The organism is Mycolicibacterium aurum (assembly GCF_900637195.1).
Lineage (GTDB): Bacteria > Actinomycetota > Actinomycetes > Mycobacteriales > Mycobacteriaceae > Mycobacterium > Mycobacterium aurum.
This window is the reverse complement of sequence record NZ_LR134356.1, coordinates 4,613,533-4,630,688: the sequence shown is the minus strand read 5'-3', so window position 1 is coordinate 4,630,688 and position 17,156 is coordinate 4,613,533. Positions and strand designations below refer to the sequence as shown.

Genomic DNA, 17,156 nt, shown 5'->3' with positions numbered 1-17,156 from the left:
TGAATCGCGGAAGCCCCTCGCCCGGGATCATCGAGAATGTCGTTGGGCGTCGACACCGTCGACGTGCTCGCGCACCAGGCTCGGATACCGGCCCCGCTCGGGCCTGAAGATGTCATGCGGCGAGTCGGCGAACTCGTGCAGTGTCGCGCCCGGGAACAGGCTGCGGTACCGGGACCAGGCCGCGTCGTCGACCACCGGGGTGCTCGGACTGCGAACGACCAGCAGCGGAGGCTGCCAGTGCGCCAGCGGTTCCCAGAAGGACTGCGTGCGGGCGGACCGCAATATGGCGACCGCGGCGTCGCGATCGACGCGCTCGCTCACCGGAGTCCCGCGCCAACGCCCGTCGAGCAGGCCGACGATGACGTCGTCGGGAAGCTCGATCTCCTCGGGTACGTAGTCGCCGATCGCGACGGACCGCACGCGCTCGACATTCGCAAGGGCCCACAGCAGGGCGTACGGCGTCCCCCGCGAGAACGTCATCAGATGTACCGGACCCGTGGTGATTGCATCGACCACCGCGCCGACGTCGCCGGCGAGGGCGTCCGAGTCGAACGGTCCGTCGGGTGCCGTGCTGCGTCCGCGGCCGCGGAGCTCCACGACGAGGGTCCGCCGACCGAGCGCCGGCAGTATCTCGGTGTAATCGTCGGCGACACAGGTGAAGCCGGGCACGAAGACGACGGGAGCGCCTTTGCCGTCCCCACCCGAATCGAGGTAGTGGATGCGAGCGCCACCGTGGTCGATGGAGTGGAACTGCGACATGAGCCTCCCATGGGTCGTCATCACATGATGACGACCTGGAAGCGTCAGCCCTTCGGCGGCACCGGGGCAGCGGCCGACACCGCGGGTTGAGCCGCGTCGGCCTTCATCCGGTGGAACAGCTCGACGTAGTAGGGCATGCACTGCTTCAGCGCCTGCTCTGTGGTGAACAGCGGCCGATAGCCCAGGTCACGCTCGGCCTTGGCGATCGAGAAGTAGTTGTCGAGGTAGATCCGTTCCACCGCAAGCGGTTCCAGCAGCGGCTTGGGCAGCCCGAACCGGAAGTGCAGGAACTGCCAGAGGGTCATGGCGAACCACACCAGACGTCCGGGCACGCGGAACGTCGGGAACGGCTGGTCGCAGGCTTCCACCACCGGCCGCGCGAACTCGAACATGTTGATCGGCTCGCCGTCGTTGATGAAGTACGCCTGGCCGGGCGCGGTCCCGCCCTCGACCAGGTGCTGCGCGGCGAGGATGAATCCGTGCACCAGGTTGTGGACGTACGAGTTGTCGAGCTTGATGTCCTTGCTGCCCACCAGCACCTTCACATGTCCGGCGAGCACGCTTTCGAAGACCTTGCGGAACATCGTCTGATCGCCGCGACCCCAGATGCCGCTGGGTCGGATCGAGCAGGTGAGCATCCCCGATACGCCGTTCTGGGACAGCACGAACTTCTCGGCCACGACCTTGGTCTCGGTGTACAGATCGTTGAACCGATCGGTGTACGGCAGGGTCTCGTCGCCGCCGGAGATGGGTTGGCCGCCCATCACCACACTGTTGGACGCGGTGTAGACGAAGCGCTGCACGCCCGCCTTCTGCGCCTCGCGCACGAGATTCTGGGTGCCGGTCACGTTGACGGCGAAGCTGCGCTGCCGGTACTCCTCGGTGACCGAGCCTCCGCCCATCAGATCGATGACGGCCGCGGTGTGGATGACGGTGTCCGCCCTGCCCGCACCGGTGCCGACGGCGGCGGCGACGTCCTCGATGTTGGTGATGTCTCCCACGAGCACCTCAAGACGCGGATGTCCGGGCAGGGGAGTCGGCACCCGGTCGAACGAGCGGACCTCCAGACCCCGGTCGAGGAGTTCGGCGACCAGGTTGGCCCCGACGAAGCCGGAGCCGCCGGTGACCAGGACCCGGCCGAGTTCAGTCTGCAGCGTTGCATCACTCATGGCGGCGAGAATAACTGAAACGTGTTCCAATTTCGAGGCTCTGGGCGGATGATCGTTTCAGATTCACACGTCAGCGTCGTCGTTGACCGCCAGCGCCTTCTCCACTCGCTCGCGTGCGCCAGCTAAGTGTTCCTCGCAGCGTTTGGCCAGCTGTTCGCCTCTTTCCCACAGTTTCAGCGACGCATCCAGGTCCAGCCCGCCGTGCTCGAGACGGTCCACCACCTCGATCAGCTCGTCGCGCGCTTCTTCGTATCCGAGTTCACTAATAGGCTTCATTCTGGTTCTCCATGACTGCCCTCGCTGATCGCGGTGACTGCTCCGTCGGCGACGCGCACCCGCAGTCGGGTGCCTGCGGGGGCGTCGGCGACCGAGTGCAGCACCTGCGGCAGTCCCGCCTCGGGCAGTGTCTGCACCACCGCATACCCGCGCGCCAGTGTCGCCGCAGGCCCCAGCGTGGTCAGCCGGGCCGCGAGATGGGTGATGCGGGTGGATTCGGTCGCGACGAACCGGGAGACGTCGCGGCGGGCGGCCGCGCGTAAGCGGTGGATCTCCTCGGCGCGCGCATCGATGGCGGCCAGCGGGCGGGCCAGCACCGGCCTGCTCCGCAACTGGGTCACGGTGTGGGACTCCCGATTCACCCAGTTGCGCAGCGCGCGGGCACTGCGGCGCCGCAGATCGGTGACGAGCGCCTGTTCTGCGGCGGCGTCGGGCACGATGCGTTTCGCGGCGTCGGTGGGTGTCGCCGCCCGCACGTCGGCGACCAGGTCGGACAGCGGGTTGTCCGGCTCATGGCCGATCGCGCTCACCACGGGCGTGGTGCACCGGGCGATCTCGCGGCACAGCGTCTCGTCGGAGAAAGGCAGCAGATCCTCCACGCTGCCCCCGCCGCGGGCCAGCACGATGACATCGACCTCGGGGTCGGCGTCGAGGTCGCGCAGCGCCGCCACGATCTGGGGAACCGCGTTCGGTCCCTGCACCACGGTGTTGCGCACGGCAAATCGGACAGCCGGCCACCGGCTGGAGGCCACGGCCGTGATGTCGTGCTCGGCGGCGGACGCCCGGCCGGTGATCACCCCGATCGTGGACGGAAGGAACGGGATAGGGCGTTTCAGTCGCGGATCGAAGAGACCCTCGGCGTCCAGCAGTCGCCGCAACCGCTCGATACGGGCCAGCAGTTCGCCGATGCCGACCGCCCTGATCTCACTGACGCGCAACGAGAAGGTGCCGCGCCCGGTGTAGAAGTTGGGCTTGCCATAGACGATGACCTGGGTGCCGTCGGTCATCTTGACCGGTGCGTTGACGACGAGGTCGCGCGGGCAGGTCAGCGACAGCGACATGTCGGCAGCCGGGTCGCGCAGCGTGATCCACGCGGTGTTGGAGTTGGGGCGCAGCGTCAACTGCGCGATCTGGCCCTCGACCCAGACGGCACCGAGCTTGTCGATCCATCCCGCGACACGGATGGCGACCCCGCGCACGGGGTAGGGGTTGTCCGCCGACTGCCCGGGCGCCGCGTCGCTGCCCGTGTCCCGGCTCGCCGAGGTCACTTCGCCGACGCGCGCGTGATCCTGTTGGCCAGCAGCGTCTGATAGGGGGCGCGCGCCTTGGTGGACTCCTCGTATGCGAGCAGCGCTTCCAGATCGGGGACGCGCAACGTCGTCAACCGCGCGCGCAGCTGCGCCAGCGTCAGCGACGCGTAGTCGATCTCGCCGACGATCTCCGGGGCATCGGAAGACACAGCGGGCGGACTGTCCGGCGTCTCGGCGTTCGCCGACGCCTTCGCCGCGTCCGGCTCGCCGCTGAACAGCGCGAAGCGTCCCTCCGTCAGCCGCTCTCCGTCCCGGACCGGCAGCTCGACCACGTCGGCGTCGCCGGCGTCGCCTGACGCACCGGTGTCCTCGTCGAAAGTCGCCCACTCCGGTTGCTCGTCCTTGGGCGGGAAGATCGACTCCAGCGTCTCGTCGCCCTTGATCACCAGGACGGCGACATCCTGTTGCATCTTCATGACCAGCTGCGCGATCTGGCTGGCCACGGTCATGGGGTACATCAGGATGGTCTGGGGAAGCTTGCGGGTCTCCTCGATAGCGGTCACCGCCGCGCCCACGAGCAGCCGGACCCCATACGGTGCAGTTGACATGGCGACAGCCTACGGCTGGGCGTTCGGCGTGGCAGGTAAGTACCCTGGAGCCATGCCGCCGACAGTCAACATGGGGATTCCGGGTGCCGCGAGCTCGGTAGTCGAGCGGACGACCGGCAAACGGGTCCTGCTCGCCGAGCCGCGCGGATACTGCGCCGGCGTGGACCGGGCGGTGGAAACCGTCGAACGCGCCCTGGAAAAGCACGGAGCGCCGATCTACGTCCGGCACGAGATCGTGCACAACCGCTACGTCGTCGACACGCTGGCCAAAGCCGGCGCCGTGTTCGTGGAGCGGACCGACGAGGTGCCCGAGGGCGCGATCGTGGTGTTCTCGGCGCACGGTGTCGCGCCGACCGTCCACGTCGAGGCCGCCGAGCGCAATCTGCAGACCATCGACGCGACGTGCCCGCTGGTGACGAAGGTGCACAACGAGGCCAAGCGGTTCGCCCGGGACGACTACGACATCCTGCTGGTCGGCCACGAGGGTCACGAGGAAGTTGTCGGCACCGCCGGTGAGGCGCCCGACCACGTGCAGGTGGTCGACAACCCCGACGCGGTGGACAACGTCACGGTGCGCGACCCCGACAAGGTGATTTGGCTGTCGCAGACCACGCTCAGCGTCGACGAGACCATGGAGACGGTGCGACGGCTGCGGGAGAAGTTCCCGACGTTGCAGGATCCGCCCAGTGACGACATCTGTTACGCGACGCAGAACCGTCAGGTAGCGGTCAAGGCCATGGCTCCCGAGTGCGAGCTGGTGATCGTCGTCGGCTCGAAGAACTCATCGAACTCGGTGCGTCTGGTCGAGGTGGCGTTGGGCGCCGGATCCGACGCGTCCCACCTGGTCGACTACGCCGAGGACATCGACCCGGCGTGGCTGGACGGGGTCACCACGGTCGGCGTCACCTCCGGTGCATCGGTACCCGAGATCCTGGTCCGCGGCGTGCTCGACCGGCTCGCCGAACACGGCTTCGACGTGGTGCAGCCGGTGACCACCGCGAACGAGACACTCGTGTTCGCGCTGCCGCGGGAGATCAGGGCCGCCCGGACCTAGCGGGTACGTTCGAGCCCCGTGGAGGGTCTGCGCCGTGAAGTCCGAAGAATGTCGATCGTCGTGCTGGCTGCCGTGCTGCTGTTGGCCGGCTGCAGCACTGCCGAAGACCGGCTGGAGAGCACGGTCAGCGGCTTCGCCGATGCGCTGAGTCGGGCCGACGCCCCGGCAGCGGCAGCGCTGACGAGCGACGACGCTGCGGCCTCGGACACCCTCGCCAAGCTTTTCGGCAGCCTCGGCACGGACGTGCGCTTCGAGGTGACCGCGACCGAACGGCAGGAGAATGCCGCGACGTTCACATTGGCGGCCACCTGGAAGTTCGGGCCGGAGAAGCGCACCGAGTGGACCTACACCACCGAGGGCACCGCGAACGCCGAGGGCGACGACTGGCGGATCCAGTGGCAACCGGACACCGTCGCGCCCGGCCTCGGCGAAGGCCCGCTGTCCTACGGCACCCTCGTTCCTCAACCGGCTGCCCGGGTGCTGGACCGCACCGGCGCCGAACTGCTCACCCAGCACATCGTCACCCTGGTCGACCTCGCTCCCGGTGCCGACGTCACCGCCGTTGCGGCACTGCTGAATCCGATCGCTCCCACCATCACCCCCGAGTCGCTGAGCAGTGATCTCGCGGCCGCTGCGGGCAAACCCGTCACCGCCATCACCCTCCGCGAGGAGGATCTGACGCCCATCCAGGCGCAACTGTCGGCGCTGCCGAACGTGACGCTGCGTCCGCAGACCAGACTGCTGGCCACCGATCGCGCGCTCACCTCACCGACGCTGTCGGGCCTGTCGGAGCTGTGGCAGCAGCGCACCGACGCGGCCGCCGGATGGGCGGTGACGGCGGAGACGGAGACGGGCCCACGGCAGGTCGGCGGCCAGGACGCCAAGCCCGTCGGCGACATCGCCAGCACCCTCGACAGCGGTATGCAGCTCGCCGCCGAGGCGGCGCTGGCCCCGCTGCCCACCCCCGCCACGATCGTGGCCATCCAGCCGTCGACGGGCCACCTGCTGGTCGTGGCGCAGAACGCGCCCGCTGACGCCCAGGGGCCGATCGCGCTGACCGGTCTCTATCCGCCCGGCTCGACCTTCAAGACGGTGACGGTGTCGGCGGCACTGCAGGCCGGGCAGGTGACGCCGGACAGCATCGTCGCCTGCCCGGGCACCGAGAACATCGAAGGCAGGCAGATCCCCAACGACGACAACTTCGAGCTCGGCGACGTTCCCCTGCATACGGCGTTCGCGAAGTCGTGCAACACCACCATGGGGCGCCTCGCGGTCAACCTGCCGTCGGACGGACTGACGAAGGCGGCCGCGCAACTCGGCCTCGGCATCGACTACGTGGCGCCGGGCATGACGACCGTCACCGGCAGCGTGCCGGTCGCCGACACGTCGGCGCTGCGCGTCGAAGAAGGCATCGGGCAGGGCAAGGTCACCGCGTCCCCCTTCGGGATGGCGCTCGTGGCCGCCACTCTGGCGCACGGCACCGTTCCCGCGCCGGCGATCGTCGAGGGTCAGCCCGGGGTGCCCGACCGCACCCCAGAACCGCTGCCGCCGAACGTGGACGAGCAGGTGCAGGCGATGATGCGCGAGACGATCACCAACGGCACCGCCACCCAGTTGCAGGACATCCCCGGTCTGCTCGGCAAGACCGGCACCGCCGAATACATCGACGACCAGCATGCCCACGGCTGGTTCGTCGGCATCAGCGGCGACCTCGCGCTCGCGGTGTTCGTCAGCGATGCGGGCAGCTCGGCGCCGGCTGTCGACGCGGCGGGCCAGTTTCTGCGCGCGACGGGCTAGATGTCGTATTCCCAGCGGTCGGCGTCGCGCTGCGGCCGTCGGCGCGGCCGGTACTCGGGCTGATCGTCGGGCTCGTCGCCCCCGCGGTACCGCACCCGCGAGATCGGGTGGTGCGTGCTGGTGCCGCTCGGGGTGAACGGATCGACGGGCTCGTACTCGTCGTAGCGGCTGCGCCGCTGCGGACGCTCGGTCCGCGGCGGCCGCGGGCGCTCGTACCGATCCTCGCGGTCGTACTGCGAGCGCCGTTCGCGGGGCGGGACGGGGTCGCGCGGGTCCCGCGATGTCGGCCGGGGACGGCGACGCCGCTCGGCCGGCACGTCCCGCGGGTCGTCGGCCGGTGCGGGCCTGCGCCTGCGCGGCCGGTCGGCGATCGGCTCGTCGCTGTCGGGCTCCGCTGCGCGGGCATGCCGCGACCGCGTGGCGGCGCGCCTGTCCGGCCGAGCTCCACGAGCCGACCTGGCGGCGGCCTGCTTCGCCGCCCCGGTGCGCCTGCGGTCGGACGCCCGGCGCGGGCGCGGCTGCTCGTCGGCGGCCTCGGCCTCGGTGTCCGAGGCGCCGCCCAGGAGCGAGGACAGCGTCGACGACAGCCGCCCACTGCGGGGGCGCGCGGCCGGCTCGTCGGTAGCGGCGGCGGCGCCGGCAGTGGCGGCCGACTTGCCGAAGTACCAGCGGGCCAGGCCGATCAACAGAACCGCCGCGGACGTGAAGAACATCAGCGGGAATCGCTGGATCAGCGGGTAGCCGCAGTTGATGAGGATGTCCTTGATGCCCTGGATGTCGCCGCTGCGCATGAGGAAGTAGGCGGCGGGAACGGTGACGAACAGCACAAGCGGCGGTTGGATGACCGCGGTGAACAGGCCGGCCTGTTGCACCGCGAGAACCGCGATGAGGCAGCCGATCACGTACAGCACGGCGAACACCGTGGTCAGATCTTGACCACCGGATCCAGCGTCGAAAGCGAACCCCACCAGCGACGCGATCACCGCAGTCAGCACCGCTCCCCACCACGGAATGCCTGCGATGTTCGGGTGCGCGGAACGGTGATCGGCCGCTACCGACGGCCGTGCGCGCTGTCCTGCCACAGGTCGACCGTACCGGCTCCGACATGTTGACGCCGCAAGCGAACGCCTGCGTGGCGGTCACATTGCCTACACTGTGGACCCCGTGGGCCTCAACCTTGGAATCGTCGGATTGCCGAACGTTGGCAAGTCAACCTTGTTCAACGCGCTGACACGCAACGACGTGCTGGCCGCCAACTACCCGTTCGCGACGATCGAGCCGAACGAGGGCGTGGTCGCGCTCCCGGATCCGCGCCTGTCGGAGCTGGCCAGGATGTTCGGTTCGGAGAAGATCGTGCCTGCGCCGGTCACCTTCGTCGACATCGCCGGCATCGTGAAAGGCGCCTCCGAAGGGGCGGGGCTTGGCAACAAGTTCCTGGCCAACATTCGGGAGAGTGACGCCATCTGTCAGGTGGTGCGGGTGTTCGCCGACGACGATGTCGTGCATGTCGACGGCCGGGTCGACCCCAAGTCGGATATCGAGGTGATCGAGACCGAGCTGATCCTCGCCGACATGCAGACCCTGGAGCGGGCGCTGCCGAGGCTGGAGAAGGAAGCGCGCACCCACAAGGACCGCAAACCGGTGCACGAGGCGGCGGTGGCGGCCGAGGCTGTGCTCAACACCGGCAAGACCCTGTTCTCGGCCGGGGTCGATGTGACGCTGCTGCGCGAGCTCAACCTGATGACCTCCAAGCCGTTCCTCTACGTGTTCAACGCCGACGAATCGGTGCTCACCGACGAGGCGCGCGTGGCCGCGCTCCGCGAGCTGGTGGCCCCCGCCGACGCGGTGTTCCTGGACGCGAAGATCGAGGCGGAGCTGCAGGAGCTCGACGAGGAGTCGGCCGCCGAGCTTCTCGAGTCGATCGGCCAGACCGAAAAGGGTCTTGATGCGTTGGCGCGCGCAGGTTTTCATACGCTGAAGCTGCAGACCTACCTGACGGCGGGTCCGAAGGAGGCCCGCGCCTGGACAATTCACCAGGGCGACACCGCGCCGAAGGCGGCAGGGGTGATCCACTCCGATTTCGAGAAGGGTTTCATCAAAGCCGAGATCGTGTCCTTCGAGGATCTGCTGGAAGCCGGATCGATGGCCGCTGCCAAGGCCGCGGGCAAGGTCCGGATGGAAGGCAAGGACTACGTGATGGCCGACGGTGACGTAGTGGAGTTCCGCTTCAACGTGTAGTGGGATTCCGCTTCAACGTCTCGATGTCATTGGGCGCGCAGGGCGAGAGCGGCGTGCGGTCGGACTTGATCCGTCCCCCGTCGTCGCAGGCGATCTACCTCCACGAATCCCGCCGCCGACACGGTCTCTGACATTTCTTCGATGGGCCAGCGATATGCGGTTGTGACCTTGTGCTCGAAAGGCTCGACGTCCTCACCTTCGAAGAAACCGATCACGAGAGTTCCGTTGTCGGACAACGTCGTATGGAATGTGCGGAGAACCTCTGCGAGGGTGCTCGGTTCGTAGTGGATCAGGGAATACCAAGCGAGAATCCCGCCTAAGGATCCCCCTGGCACATCGAGCGGGCACATCGAGTTGACGGCGAATTCGACTTCGGGCCAGTTCGCGCGGGCGCTCTCGATGAACGCTGGTACCAGGTCGATCCCCATCGCCTTGAGGCCGAGATCCGTCAAGAATCCGGTGAGGTGGCCGGGTCCGCAGCCGGCATCGAGAATCGTGCCATCACATCGCGCGAAGTTCCGTCCGAGGAATCGGAGATCGTCAGGATGGACATGAGTGACGGCGCCGAACATTCGTATGTAGGCATCGGACACCTCGGTGTACCGGCGCCTGACGACGAAGTCCGTCATGAAGCCGACTCTAGGCGGCGCGTCTGCTCATGACCCGTGGCGTTCATCGACTTTGAAATCTGATGAATTGCTTCAACGTGCAGAAGACCAGCTCACCGGTCGAACGCCGGTGACACGAACCGCTGCAATATGTCGGCCTCGGTTCGTTCATCGCCGACGGGGAAGTAGGCCATCGACATCACCACATGGACGATCCACAGTGCAGCCGCGGGGTCGTCGTCGGTGATTCCGCTGAGCTCGGCGGCCAGCGCACTCAGGACCGGTGAGGAGTGCAGGCCGCTCAACTCTGGTGCCGTGCTCGAACTCATCATCAGTCGCCGAATCGGATCGGACCGGATCTGCTGCAGTGCCACAGCGATGGCCTTGACCACCCGCGCAGAGCCGCTCAGGCCGGTGACCTCGCGCCGAACGGTGTCGGTGATGCCGGTCGCGATGCGGAGCAGCACGGCGTCGCGGATGTGGGACTTGCCACCGGCGTAGCGGTAGATGGTGGCCCTCGAACAGTGCACCCGCTCGGCCAAGGCGTCGATACTGAACGCGTCCAAGCCCTCTCGGAGCACCAGGTCGACAGCGGCGGCGTAGATGCGCTCAGCCGCTGCCTCCCGACGGTCCCCGCCCACTACCCAATCCTCGCGAACCACCTGTGCACTCCCTGCGCCGTCTCGGAACCATCTTCTCAGATCTGAGACGAATCCTGATTCCTATCTCACCGTTCGCGCAGGTCCGCAGCCACCGCTGAGACGACCGCGACTCGGTGCGCCAGTCGGCAGTCTCAACTTCGTCGTCACTGGTTGACCCCGTCGCGGATGATCCATCAGCGTGGACCACATGACACGGCTCAACGGTGCGCTCGGCATCGCGTTGTTCGATGACGAGTACATCCAGGACCCGTATCCGCTGTACGAGCGTCTGCACGCAGAAGGGCGGGTCCACCGCATCGGTGATTCGGACTTCTATGCGGTGACCGGATGGGACACCGTGAATGAGGCGGTGACACGGTGCGATGACTTCTCCTCGAATCTGACGGCGACCATGATGCGTGACGCCGATGGCGCGGTGGTCCCGTTCCCGATGGGAGAACTCGGCGGTCCGACGCAGGCACTCGCCACTGCCGATGATCCCGCGCACGCCGTGCACCGCAAGGCGCTGATACCTCAGTTGGCAGCCAAGCGGATACGGGCCGCTGAGCCGTTCATCTCCGAGACGTGTACCAGCATCTGGGAAACCGGCGTTCGGGGTGGGCGCATCGAATGGATGGGCGCGATGGCCAACCGCCTGCCCATGATGATCGTGGGACGTATCATCGGAGTTCCCGACGAGGACATCGACAAGATCGTTCGGTGGGGTTACGCCGCTACACAATTCGTGGAGGGACTGGTCACCCAAGAACAACTCGGCGACGCCGGTGTCGCGGTCATGGAACTCAGCGGGTACATCACCGCGCAGTTCGAGCGCGCCACCGCCGACCCTCAGGGCGACCTGGTCGGCGACCTCGCCACGGCATGCGCCTCAGGTGAGTTGGACCCGATCGCCGCACAGGTCATGATGATCACGCTGTTCAGCGCGGGAGGTGAGTCCACTGCTTCGCTGATCGGTTCGGCGGCATGGATTCTGGCCAACCACCCGGCAATCCAGCACGAGGTGCGGGAGCAGCCGGAGTTGCTCGGCGCATTCCTGGAGGAAGTGCTGCGCTACGAGCCGCCGTTTCGCGGTCACTATCGACACGTCGTTCGTGACACCGAACTGGGCGGGGTGGCATTGCCGGCCGGCTCGCGTCTGCTGCTCCTGTGGGGCGCGGCCAATCGCGATCCCGCGCACTTCGATGAGCCCGGCCAGTTCCGGCTCGACCGGCCCGCCGGGAAAGGTCACATCAGTTTCGGGAGGGGGGCGCACTTCTGTGTCGGTGCCTCTTTGGCGCGATTGGAGGCCACGGTCGTGCTCCGGCAGTTGCTGGAGCGCACCACACTGGTTCGGGCCGCCGAGACGGGACGCTGGCTGCCCAGCCTCCTGGTGCGTCGCCTCGACTATCTGGAACTAGCAGTCACCTAGGGCGTGGAGTCCCGCCTCACCGTGCGATCCCCTGACGACGATGGTCTCGGCAAACCGGGTGGGCGAAGGCGCCGTATGTCATCATCATGCTGGTCCCGACCGGGGGGCGCGAGGTGCGGGGGAGGAACGTCGTGATCGCTTGGCGCGCGGGTGGGGTGTTCGCGGCGGCACTGCTACTCGCCGGGTGTGGCAGCGCGCCGGAGCAAAATAGCTCTGCGCCAACGCAATCGGAGACAGCTACCGCAACGGCGACGGATGCGCCTGCCGTGGACGAGGCGACCGACGAAGGCGAGATGACCGCCGCCTACGAGGCGGCGTCCACCTCGGAGGCGGAGAACGGTCGCCGACTGATGGAGGATGCGGAGCTTCTCCAGGGTCTCGCTGCATCGGTCAACGAGACGTTCAATCTGCCGTCTGACGTTCGGCTGCTGGGGCAACAATGCGGCGACCCCAACGCGTTCTGGGATCCCAGCGAGCAGGCGGTGGTTCTCTGTTACGAGGACGCCGATTTCGCCGAGAACGTCTTCGCCGAAAACGGGGATCCCGACCCCGTGGACGCTGCGCTCAACGCCGAGATCGGCAGTTTCTATCATGAGCTCGGGCACATGCTGATCGACCTCTACGACCTTCCGATCACAGGCAGGGAAGAAGACGTGGCCGACCAACTCGCTGCGTTCGTGTTGCTGTCAGAGGATGACAACGGCACGGTCGATCCTGAGTCGGTGAAAGTGGTCCGTGATTTCGCCGGCGAGTTCCGCGCCTTCGCCGAGCAGGAGGGCGAGGTCGGCGAATCGCAATTCGCCGGCGGTCATTCGCTCAACCAGACCCGGATGTACAACCTTCTGTGCTGGGCGTACGGCGCCGACCCCGAGGGCAACGCCGGCATGGTCGACAACGGTGAACTACCGCAGGACCGCGCCGAACTGTGCGAAGACGAGTACGCCAAGATGCAGTACGGCTGGGCGACGCTGCTGGATCCGTACGTGAAGTGAACCGGCTACCCTCGGCGCATATCTAGCGCGGCGTCAGCCGGAATATCGGGATCTGGCGTCCGGTGTTCGCCGTCTGGTCGCGATAGTCGCCGTAACCGGCATAGACCCGCTCGGCGAGCTCGTACAGCCGCCGGTACTCCTCGGCATCGGTCACCTGGGTTGCGGTGAACGGTTCCTGGCCGAACGTGCAGTCCGGGTTGGCCTTCAGGTTGTAGTACCACTGCGGGTGCTTGCTGCCGCCGAAGTTGGACGCGACCAGGATCACGTCGGAGCCGTCGTGGAAGTACGTGAGCTGAACCTCGCGGGGCTGGCCTGTCTTGGCGCCGGTTGTGCGCAGCGGTGCGTTGACGATGGGCCCCATGTTCACCCGTCCGCTGGTGAGGCGGAACAGCAGCGGATCGGTGCGGCGGGCCACGTGGCGGGCGAGGAACTGCCCCACACGGGAGCGTCCGAAACGGACGCCCTGCTCGTATCGGGATCCCCGTCTTCTGTGGGGGTCGACATAGCGCAACGGCATGGACGCAACCTACCTTGACCGGGTCGGCCGCCCGGCAGGCGTGGTCACCGCCCGATCGGCCGCGGCAGGCGATGGCGTGCGATCGCGGGAAACCGCCGTCGGACGGTGCGCTCAAGCCTGCCGGCCGCCACCAGTGCGATGAAGCCGACGGCCTGCCTGCCCAGCGCGGCCCGGCTGGTGCGTTGCCGCCACGACGGAGTCCTCTGACCTGCACGACGACCGAGGACGTAGCCGATGCACAACGCCGCCACCAGGGCCGCAAAAACGCCGAGCGCCGTCACCAGGTCGAGCTTTCACGCTAGTTGTCGCAAAGAGGTAACAAACGAGATACACCTCGTCTTTGCACGTTGAAGTATTGTGTCAACACAGCGAGGTGCGCGGAGAGCGACGATTCTGAGGTGTGTGGATGACTGAAGGTCTTACTGGTTCCGGCGATGATCAATTGCCCGACGAGGAAACCTCTTCAGTGCGCTATCTGCATCCTCAGTACTCTGCGCCAAGGACCCATCACTACAACGAACTGCTCTCGCGCCTGGTCGGCTACCCGCTGCAGTCGGTTCATTTCAGCGCCAGCGATGTCCAGTTCGGTTTCGGGTCCACCGAGTCGCCCGACGTTCCCGTCCTCACCTGCGAGGTGATGCCGGTGGTGGTCACGCCGGGCGGCCCCATCGCCGACGGACAAGTGGGCTACGCCGACGCCATGCGGTCCCTGATCGGTGACGACGTGGTCGCCACCGCTGAGGCGCCCGGCGAGGGCCTGCGCATCGAGTTCGCGGAGCGCGCCTTGGAATTGCGTCCGACTGTCGCAGAGGTGGTCAGTCCGGTGATCGCGCTGCTGTCCGATTTCGGAGACGGCCGGTCGATGAGCTGGCTTCCCGGCGGCGAGGCCTTCGAGTACCTGCGCTAGGTATGGGACGCACCGACACCGCATCCCGGATTGTCGACGCATCGCCCGAGCGCGTGTTCGCCGCTTTTGTCGACCCGGAGGCACTCGTCCAGTGGCTGCCGCCATCAGGGATGACCGGCCGGTTCGACCATTTCGAAGCCCGAGCGGGTGGCTCCTATCGGATGATCCTGACCTATGTCGACGACCCGGTGGGAAGCGCCAAGTCGTCCGCCGATACCGACGTCGTCGAGGGGCGGTTCACCGAGATCGTGCCGGGCCGCCGCGTTGTGCAGGAGAATGTGTTCGACTCCGGCGACCCCGCGTTTTCGGGAACGATGATCATGTCCTGGACGGCGCTCCCGGTTGCGGGTGGCACCCGCGTCGACATCCGCGCTGACGATGTCCCTGTCGGAATCTCACCGGATGACCATGTCGCCGGGATGAACTCATCACTGGACAATCTCGCTCGTTACCTCGCCACCCAGTCATAGCGCGACGTCGTCGCTGTCTGGGTCGGAACCTCTGGTCAACCAGCCCGGTACTCGACAACAGAGTCACGGCTCTGCAGGGACTCACCGGAGATCACGACCAACTCCGTCGGAGAGAGGCGGTAGGTCGTGCCGGCGTTGCGCGCCTCGAACCCCGCGGAGATCGGCCGTACGTCGTCGAGTTCCAGTGATGCCCCGTCATGTAGGCGCATTCCCTGATACTGGTAGTTCCCGTCCGCGTTCTGGCACACCACCATCGCCGACCGCTCGGTGCGGGCGATCGCTACGGCACGCTGACTGGAGTCGCAGCGTGCAGTGGAGTCGACGAAACCGCTGGCATCCATCGCGAGGGCCGGTGTCCGTGGCTGCGGCGGGGCGGGTTTCGGCTCGGCTGCAGCAGGCGCGGAAACCCACTGAGAAACGGTATCCGGTTGAGCGGGAATGGATTGCACCTGCGGAACCTGGTCGCCGTCGGAGTCAAGCATCACGAACACCACGCCGAGTGTGGCGATCGACGCGACGACGATGGAGATCGCTGATGTCCTGGCGCTGAACAGGCCGCGCGCCGGCTGTTCATCTGCCGGGGCTGTGTCGTCCGTCGATCTCGGCATTCCTGCGCTCCCTCGGGTGCCGATGGGTCTGCTGAGACTCAGCAAAGCACCTTGACGTGCGAAAATGCGCGATATCGTTCGGCGTTTCGCGCAAGGATCGGGCTAGAGGTGCACGGCGATTTCATCGCCGAGTTGGTACGTCTCGGTCAACGGCAAGGTGTCGCCGCTCCAGAACTTGCCGGGGTCGAACCAGTTGTAATGCTTCTCGGTCTCCAGCAGGCCCATCTCTTCGTAGGCGATGGCGACGGTCTCGGCGCAGTAGGCGGTCTCCAGACTGGTCTTGGTCTTCTCCTTGCGACGCTCAACTGATTGCCGAACCTTTTTGTGGACGAACGGAATTCCGCGAGTGAAGTCGGCGGCGTTCGGGAGCCGGCCCCGCATCCAACGTCCGGTCAACCGCGCCGTGGACGGGAACGGCGTGCCGTCCATCCGGGCGATCACCCGGAGCAGGCGATCCTCCTGGTCGCGGCTGGCATACGGCGTGAGCTGACGCAGCCAGCAGCGCTGGTCGTAGCTGTTGATCCACCGTTCGACGGCCTGTCGCAGGTCGTTGAGCTGCACCCCGCGGTGGTTCGTGCCCGTCCACAGGTCCAGCAGTTTGTCGCCGAGTTCGGCGTGCCAGATCAGCGGAGGCATGTCGTCGATCGCGACGGTCATCCCAACGTGGTTCACGGGGCTGTTGGTCATCGACTGGATGGCCCGATCCGGCCCCGAGTGCCCGCGAAACAGCCAGATATCGCCCGTTCGGGTTTCGTCCAGCGCGCGTTGTAGAGACACGGTGCTTGGATTCACCCCCGCAGCTTATGCAGACTGATGGGCATGCGTGGGATCTGGAAGTGGGTCGGGCTAGCCGGTGTCGCCGGCGTCGTCGCAGGTGGAGCGCTGGTGGCGCGTGATCAGCGGCGCCGCAACGCCTACACCCCGGACGACATCCGAGCGCGCCTGCATCAACGGCTCGACGAGGCCGAACGCACCGGGTAGAGCGTGTGCGAGCCGGAGAAACCCTTGAGCTCGGCCTCCCGCTCGTCGTCGAAGGCGATGTCCTCGCACTCGGCGGAGCTCTCGACGGCCTCGCACACCGCTGCGCTGACCAGGATCTCACCGCCGTCGGCCTGTGCGGCCACCCGTGCGGCCATCGCCACGTTGCGGCCGAAGAGGTCGTCGCCGCGCAGCACCGATTTTCCGGTGTGGATGCCGATCCGAACGCGAATGCCGTTGGGCTGCTTGTCCAGTGAGCGTTGGATGTCGATGCCGCACCGCACCGCCTGCTCCGGGCGGGTGAACGCCACCATGAAACCGTCGCCCTGGCTCTTGACCACATAGCCGTCGTGCTTGTCGACGAACCTTCGGACCGATCTGTCGTGCTTCCCGATCAGCCTGACGTACGCGCGATCTCCGATGCGTTCGTTGAGGGCGGTGGACTCCTCGATGTCGGAGAACATGATCGCCACCCGACCGCCGGGCGCCAGCCTCGCCAGGTCGGGCCGCTCGACCTCGGCCCAGTCGGCGAGCTCCTCGATCGAGGACCGTACCGCTGCGCCGAAGCCATCGCGCCGCAGGATGTTGGCGGTCTCCCACACTGTCTTGACGGCCCTGGTTCCGCCGGAGACCAGCATCTGCCGGGTGTCGAGGCGGCGGCGCAGTTCGTCGGCCTCCTCCTGCGCGGTCTTCAGTCGCCGTGACTGCACCGCCAGTGCCACAGCCAGGCCGGCGGTCACCACCGCCAGCAGGCACAGCACGATCAGCGTTCCGGTCACCGGTCCAGTATTGGATGCTGGTGGCGTGACGCTCGCCAAGGCCCCTTGGTTCGCGAGTCGTTTCACGCACGACGGT

21 protein-coding genes are annotated in these 17,156 nt (G+C 67.0%); 8 read left to right on the top strand and 13 right to left on the bottom strand.

What is annotated here, in order from left to right:
* Positions 1–27: 27 nt before the first annotated feature.
* The 5 genes from EL337_RS21700 to EL337_RS21680 form a co-directional block, all read right to left on the bottom strand.
* The gene (locus EL337_RS21700) at positions 28–759 is read right to left on the bottom strand and encodes an alpha/beta fold hydrolase (protein ID WP_048635199.1); all 732 of its coding nucleotides are present in this window, start codon (positions 757–759) and stop codon (positions 28–30) included.
* Between the two features lie 44 nt (positions 760–803).
* Entirely contained in the window at positions 804–1,928 is a 1,125-nt protein-coding gene (locus EL337_RS21695; RefSeq protein WP_048635198.1) for a 3-beta-hydroxysteroid dehydrogenase, read from the bottom strand.
* A 63-nt stretch (positions 1,929–1,991) separates the two neighbouring features.
* Entirely contained in the window at positions 1,992–2,204 is a 213-nt protein-coding gene (locus EL337_RS21690; RefSeq protein ID WP_048635197.1) for an exodeoxyribonuclease VII small subunit, read from the bottom strand.
* Entirely contained in the window at positions 2,201–3,472 is a 1,272-nt protein-coding gene (xseA, locus tag EL337_RS21685) for an exodeoxyribonuclease VII large subunit (RefSeq protein ID WP_048635196.1), read from the bottom strand. The genes EL337_RS21690 and xseA overlap by 4 nt, the downstream gene beginning before the upstream one ends.
* A complete protein-coding gene (locus EL337_RS21680; RefSeq protein ID WP_048635195.1) occupies positions 3,469–4,062 on the bottom strand; it encodes a lipid droplet-associated protein in 594 nt (197 codons plus the stop codon). Before EL337_RS21680 ends, xseA begins: the two co-directional genes overlap by 4 nt.
* A 52-nt stretch (positions 4,063–4,114) precedes the next feature.
* On the opposite strand from EL337_RS21680, the gene EL337_RS21675 reads away from it, so the two are divergent.
* Positions 4,115–5,116, top strand: a complete 1,002-nt coding sequence (locus EL337_RS21675; RefSeq protein WP_048635253.1) for a 4-hydroxy-3-methylbut-2-enyl diphosphate reductase — start codon at positions 4,115–4,117, stop codon at positions 5,114–5,116.
* A gap of 48 nt (positions 5,117–5,164) precedes the next feature.
* Positions 5,165–6,913: a penicillin-binding transpeptidase domain-containing protein gene (locus EL337_RS21670; protein WP_048635194.1), complete on the top strand. Its 1,749-nt coding sequence runs from the start codon at positions 5,165–5,167 to the stop codon at positions 6,911–6,913.
* Here the strand turns inward: EL337_RS21670 and EL337_RS21665 are convergent.
* Complete coding sequence (locus EL337_RS21665; RefSeq protein WP_126316648.1) at positions 6,910–7,995, bottom strand: DUF6542 domain-containing protein; 1,086 nt, start codon at positions 7,993–7,995, stop codon at positions 6,910–6,912. The two genes, EL337_RS21670 and EL337_RS21665, sit on opposite strands and share 4 nt — an antisense overlap.
* Before the next feature lie 82 nt (positions 7,996–8,077).
* Here EL337_RS21665 and ychF point away from each other — a divergent pair, with 82 nt between their 5' ends.
* A complete protein-coding gene (gene ychF / locus EL337_RS21660) occupies positions 8,078–9,151 on the top strand; it encodes a redox-regulated ATPase YchF (protein ID WP_048635367.1) in 1,074 nt (357 codons plus the stop codon).
* Positions 9,152–9,177: 26 nt separating this feature from the next.
* Here the strand turns inward: ychF and EL337_RS21655 are convergent, their stop codons facing one another.
* Together EL337_RS21655 and EL337_RS21650 are read right to left on the bottom strand one after the other, a co-directional pair.
* Positions 9,178–9,780, bottom strand: coding sequence for a class I SAM-dependent methyltransferase (locus EL337_RS21655; protein WP_048635357.1), 603 nt, complete (start codon positions 9,778–9,780; stop codon positions 9,178–9,180).
* A 92-nt stretch (positions 9,781–9,872) separates the two neighbouring features.
* Positions 9,873–10,421: a TetR/AcrR family transcriptional regulator gene (locus tag EL337_RS21650; RefSeq protein ID WP_048635356.1), complete on the bottom strand. Its 549-nt coding sequence runs from the start codon at positions 10,419–10,421 to the stop codon at positions 9,873–9,875.
* A gap of 187 nt (positions 10,422–10,608) precedes the next feature.
* Here EL337_RS21650 and EL337_RS21645 point away from each other — a divergent pair, with 187 nt between their 5' ends.
* Entirely contained in the window at positions 10,609–11,829 is a 1,221-nt protein-coding gene (locus EL337_RS21645; protein WP_048635366.1) for a cytochrome P450, read from the top strand.
* 131 nt (positions 11,830–11,960) lie between these two features.
* Positions 11,961–12,821, top strand: coding sequence for a DUF4344 domain-containing metallopeptidase (locus EL337_RS21640; RefSeq protein WP_048635365.1), 861 nt, complete (start codon positions 11,961–11,963; stop codon positions 12,819–12,821).
* A 22-nt stretch (positions 12,822–12,843) separates the two neighbouring features.
* Here EL337_RS21640 and EL337_RS21635 read toward each other — a convergent pair whose 3' ends face one another.
* Both EL337_RS21635 and EL337_RS21630 read right to left on the bottom strand, forming a co-directional pair.
* Positions 12,844–13,338, bottom strand: a complete 495-nt coding sequence (locus tag EL337_RS21635; RefSeq protein WP_048635355.1) for a nitroreductase family deazaflavin-dependent oxidoreductase — start codon at positions 13,336–13,338, stop codon at positions 12,844–12,846.
* A 44-nt stretch (positions 13,339–13,382) separates the two neighbouring features.
* Positions 13,383–13,619: a hypothetical protein gene (locus EL337_RS21630; RefSeq protein WP_048635354.1), complete on the bottom strand. Its 237-nt coding sequence runs from the start codon at positions 13,617–13,619 to the stop codon at positions 13,383–13,385.
* Positions 13,620–13,744: 125 nt separating this feature from the next.
* On the opposite strand from EL337_RS21630, the gene EL337_RS21625 reads away from it, so the two are divergent.
* Together EL337_RS21625 and EL337_RS21620 are read left to right on the top strand one after the other, a co-directional pair.
* Positions 13,745–14,245 (top strand): hypothetical protein, encoded by a 501-nt coding sequence (locus tag EL337_RS21625; RefSeq protein ID WP_048635353.1) that lies wholly within the window; start codon positions 13,745–13,747, stop codon positions 14,243–14,245.
* 2 nt (positions 14,246–14,247) lie between these two features.
* Positions 14,248–14,715, top strand: a complete 468-nt coding sequence (locus tag EL337_RS21620) for an SRPBCC family protein (protein ID WP_048635352.1) — start codon at positions 14,248–14,250, stop codon at positions 14,713–14,715.
* Between the two features lie 35 nt (positions 14,716–14,750).
* Here the strand turns inward: EL337_RS21620 and EL337_RS21615 are convergent, their stop codons facing one another.
* Positions 14,751–15,323, bottom strand: a complete 573-nt coding sequence (locus EL337_RS21615; protein ID WP_048635351.1) for a hypothetical protein — start codon at positions 15,321–15,323, stop codon at positions 14,751–14,753.
* Positions 15,324–15,425: 102 nt separating this feature from the next.
* The gene (locus tag EL337_RS21610; protein ID WP_048635350.1) at positions 15,426–16,100 is read right to left on the bottom strand and encodes a guanylate cyclase; all 675 of its coding nucleotides are present in this window, start codon (positions 16,098–16,100) and stop codon (positions 15,426–15,428) included.
* A 42-nt stretch (positions 16,101–16,142) separates the two neighbouring features.
* Between EL337_RS21610 and EL337_RS28785 the strand changes: the two genes are divergently transcribed.
* Positions 16,143–16,304: a hypothetical protein gene (locus tag EL337_RS28785; protein WP_170216930.1), complete on the top strand. Its 162-nt coding sequence runs from the start codon at positions 16,143–16,145 to the stop codon at positions 16,302–16,304.
* On the opposite strand, the gene EL337_RS21605 is transcribed toward EL337_RS28785, so the two are convergent.
* Positions 16,271–17,080, bottom strand: coding sequence for an adenylate/guanylate cyclase domain-containing protein (locus EL337_RS21605; RefSeq protein WP_232786924.1), 810 nt, complete (start codon positions 17,078–17,080; stop codon positions 16,271–16,273). The two genes, EL337_RS28785 and EL337_RS21605, sit on opposite strands and share 34 nt — an antisense overlap.
* Between the last annotated feature and the right edge of the window lie 76 nt (positions 17,081–17,156).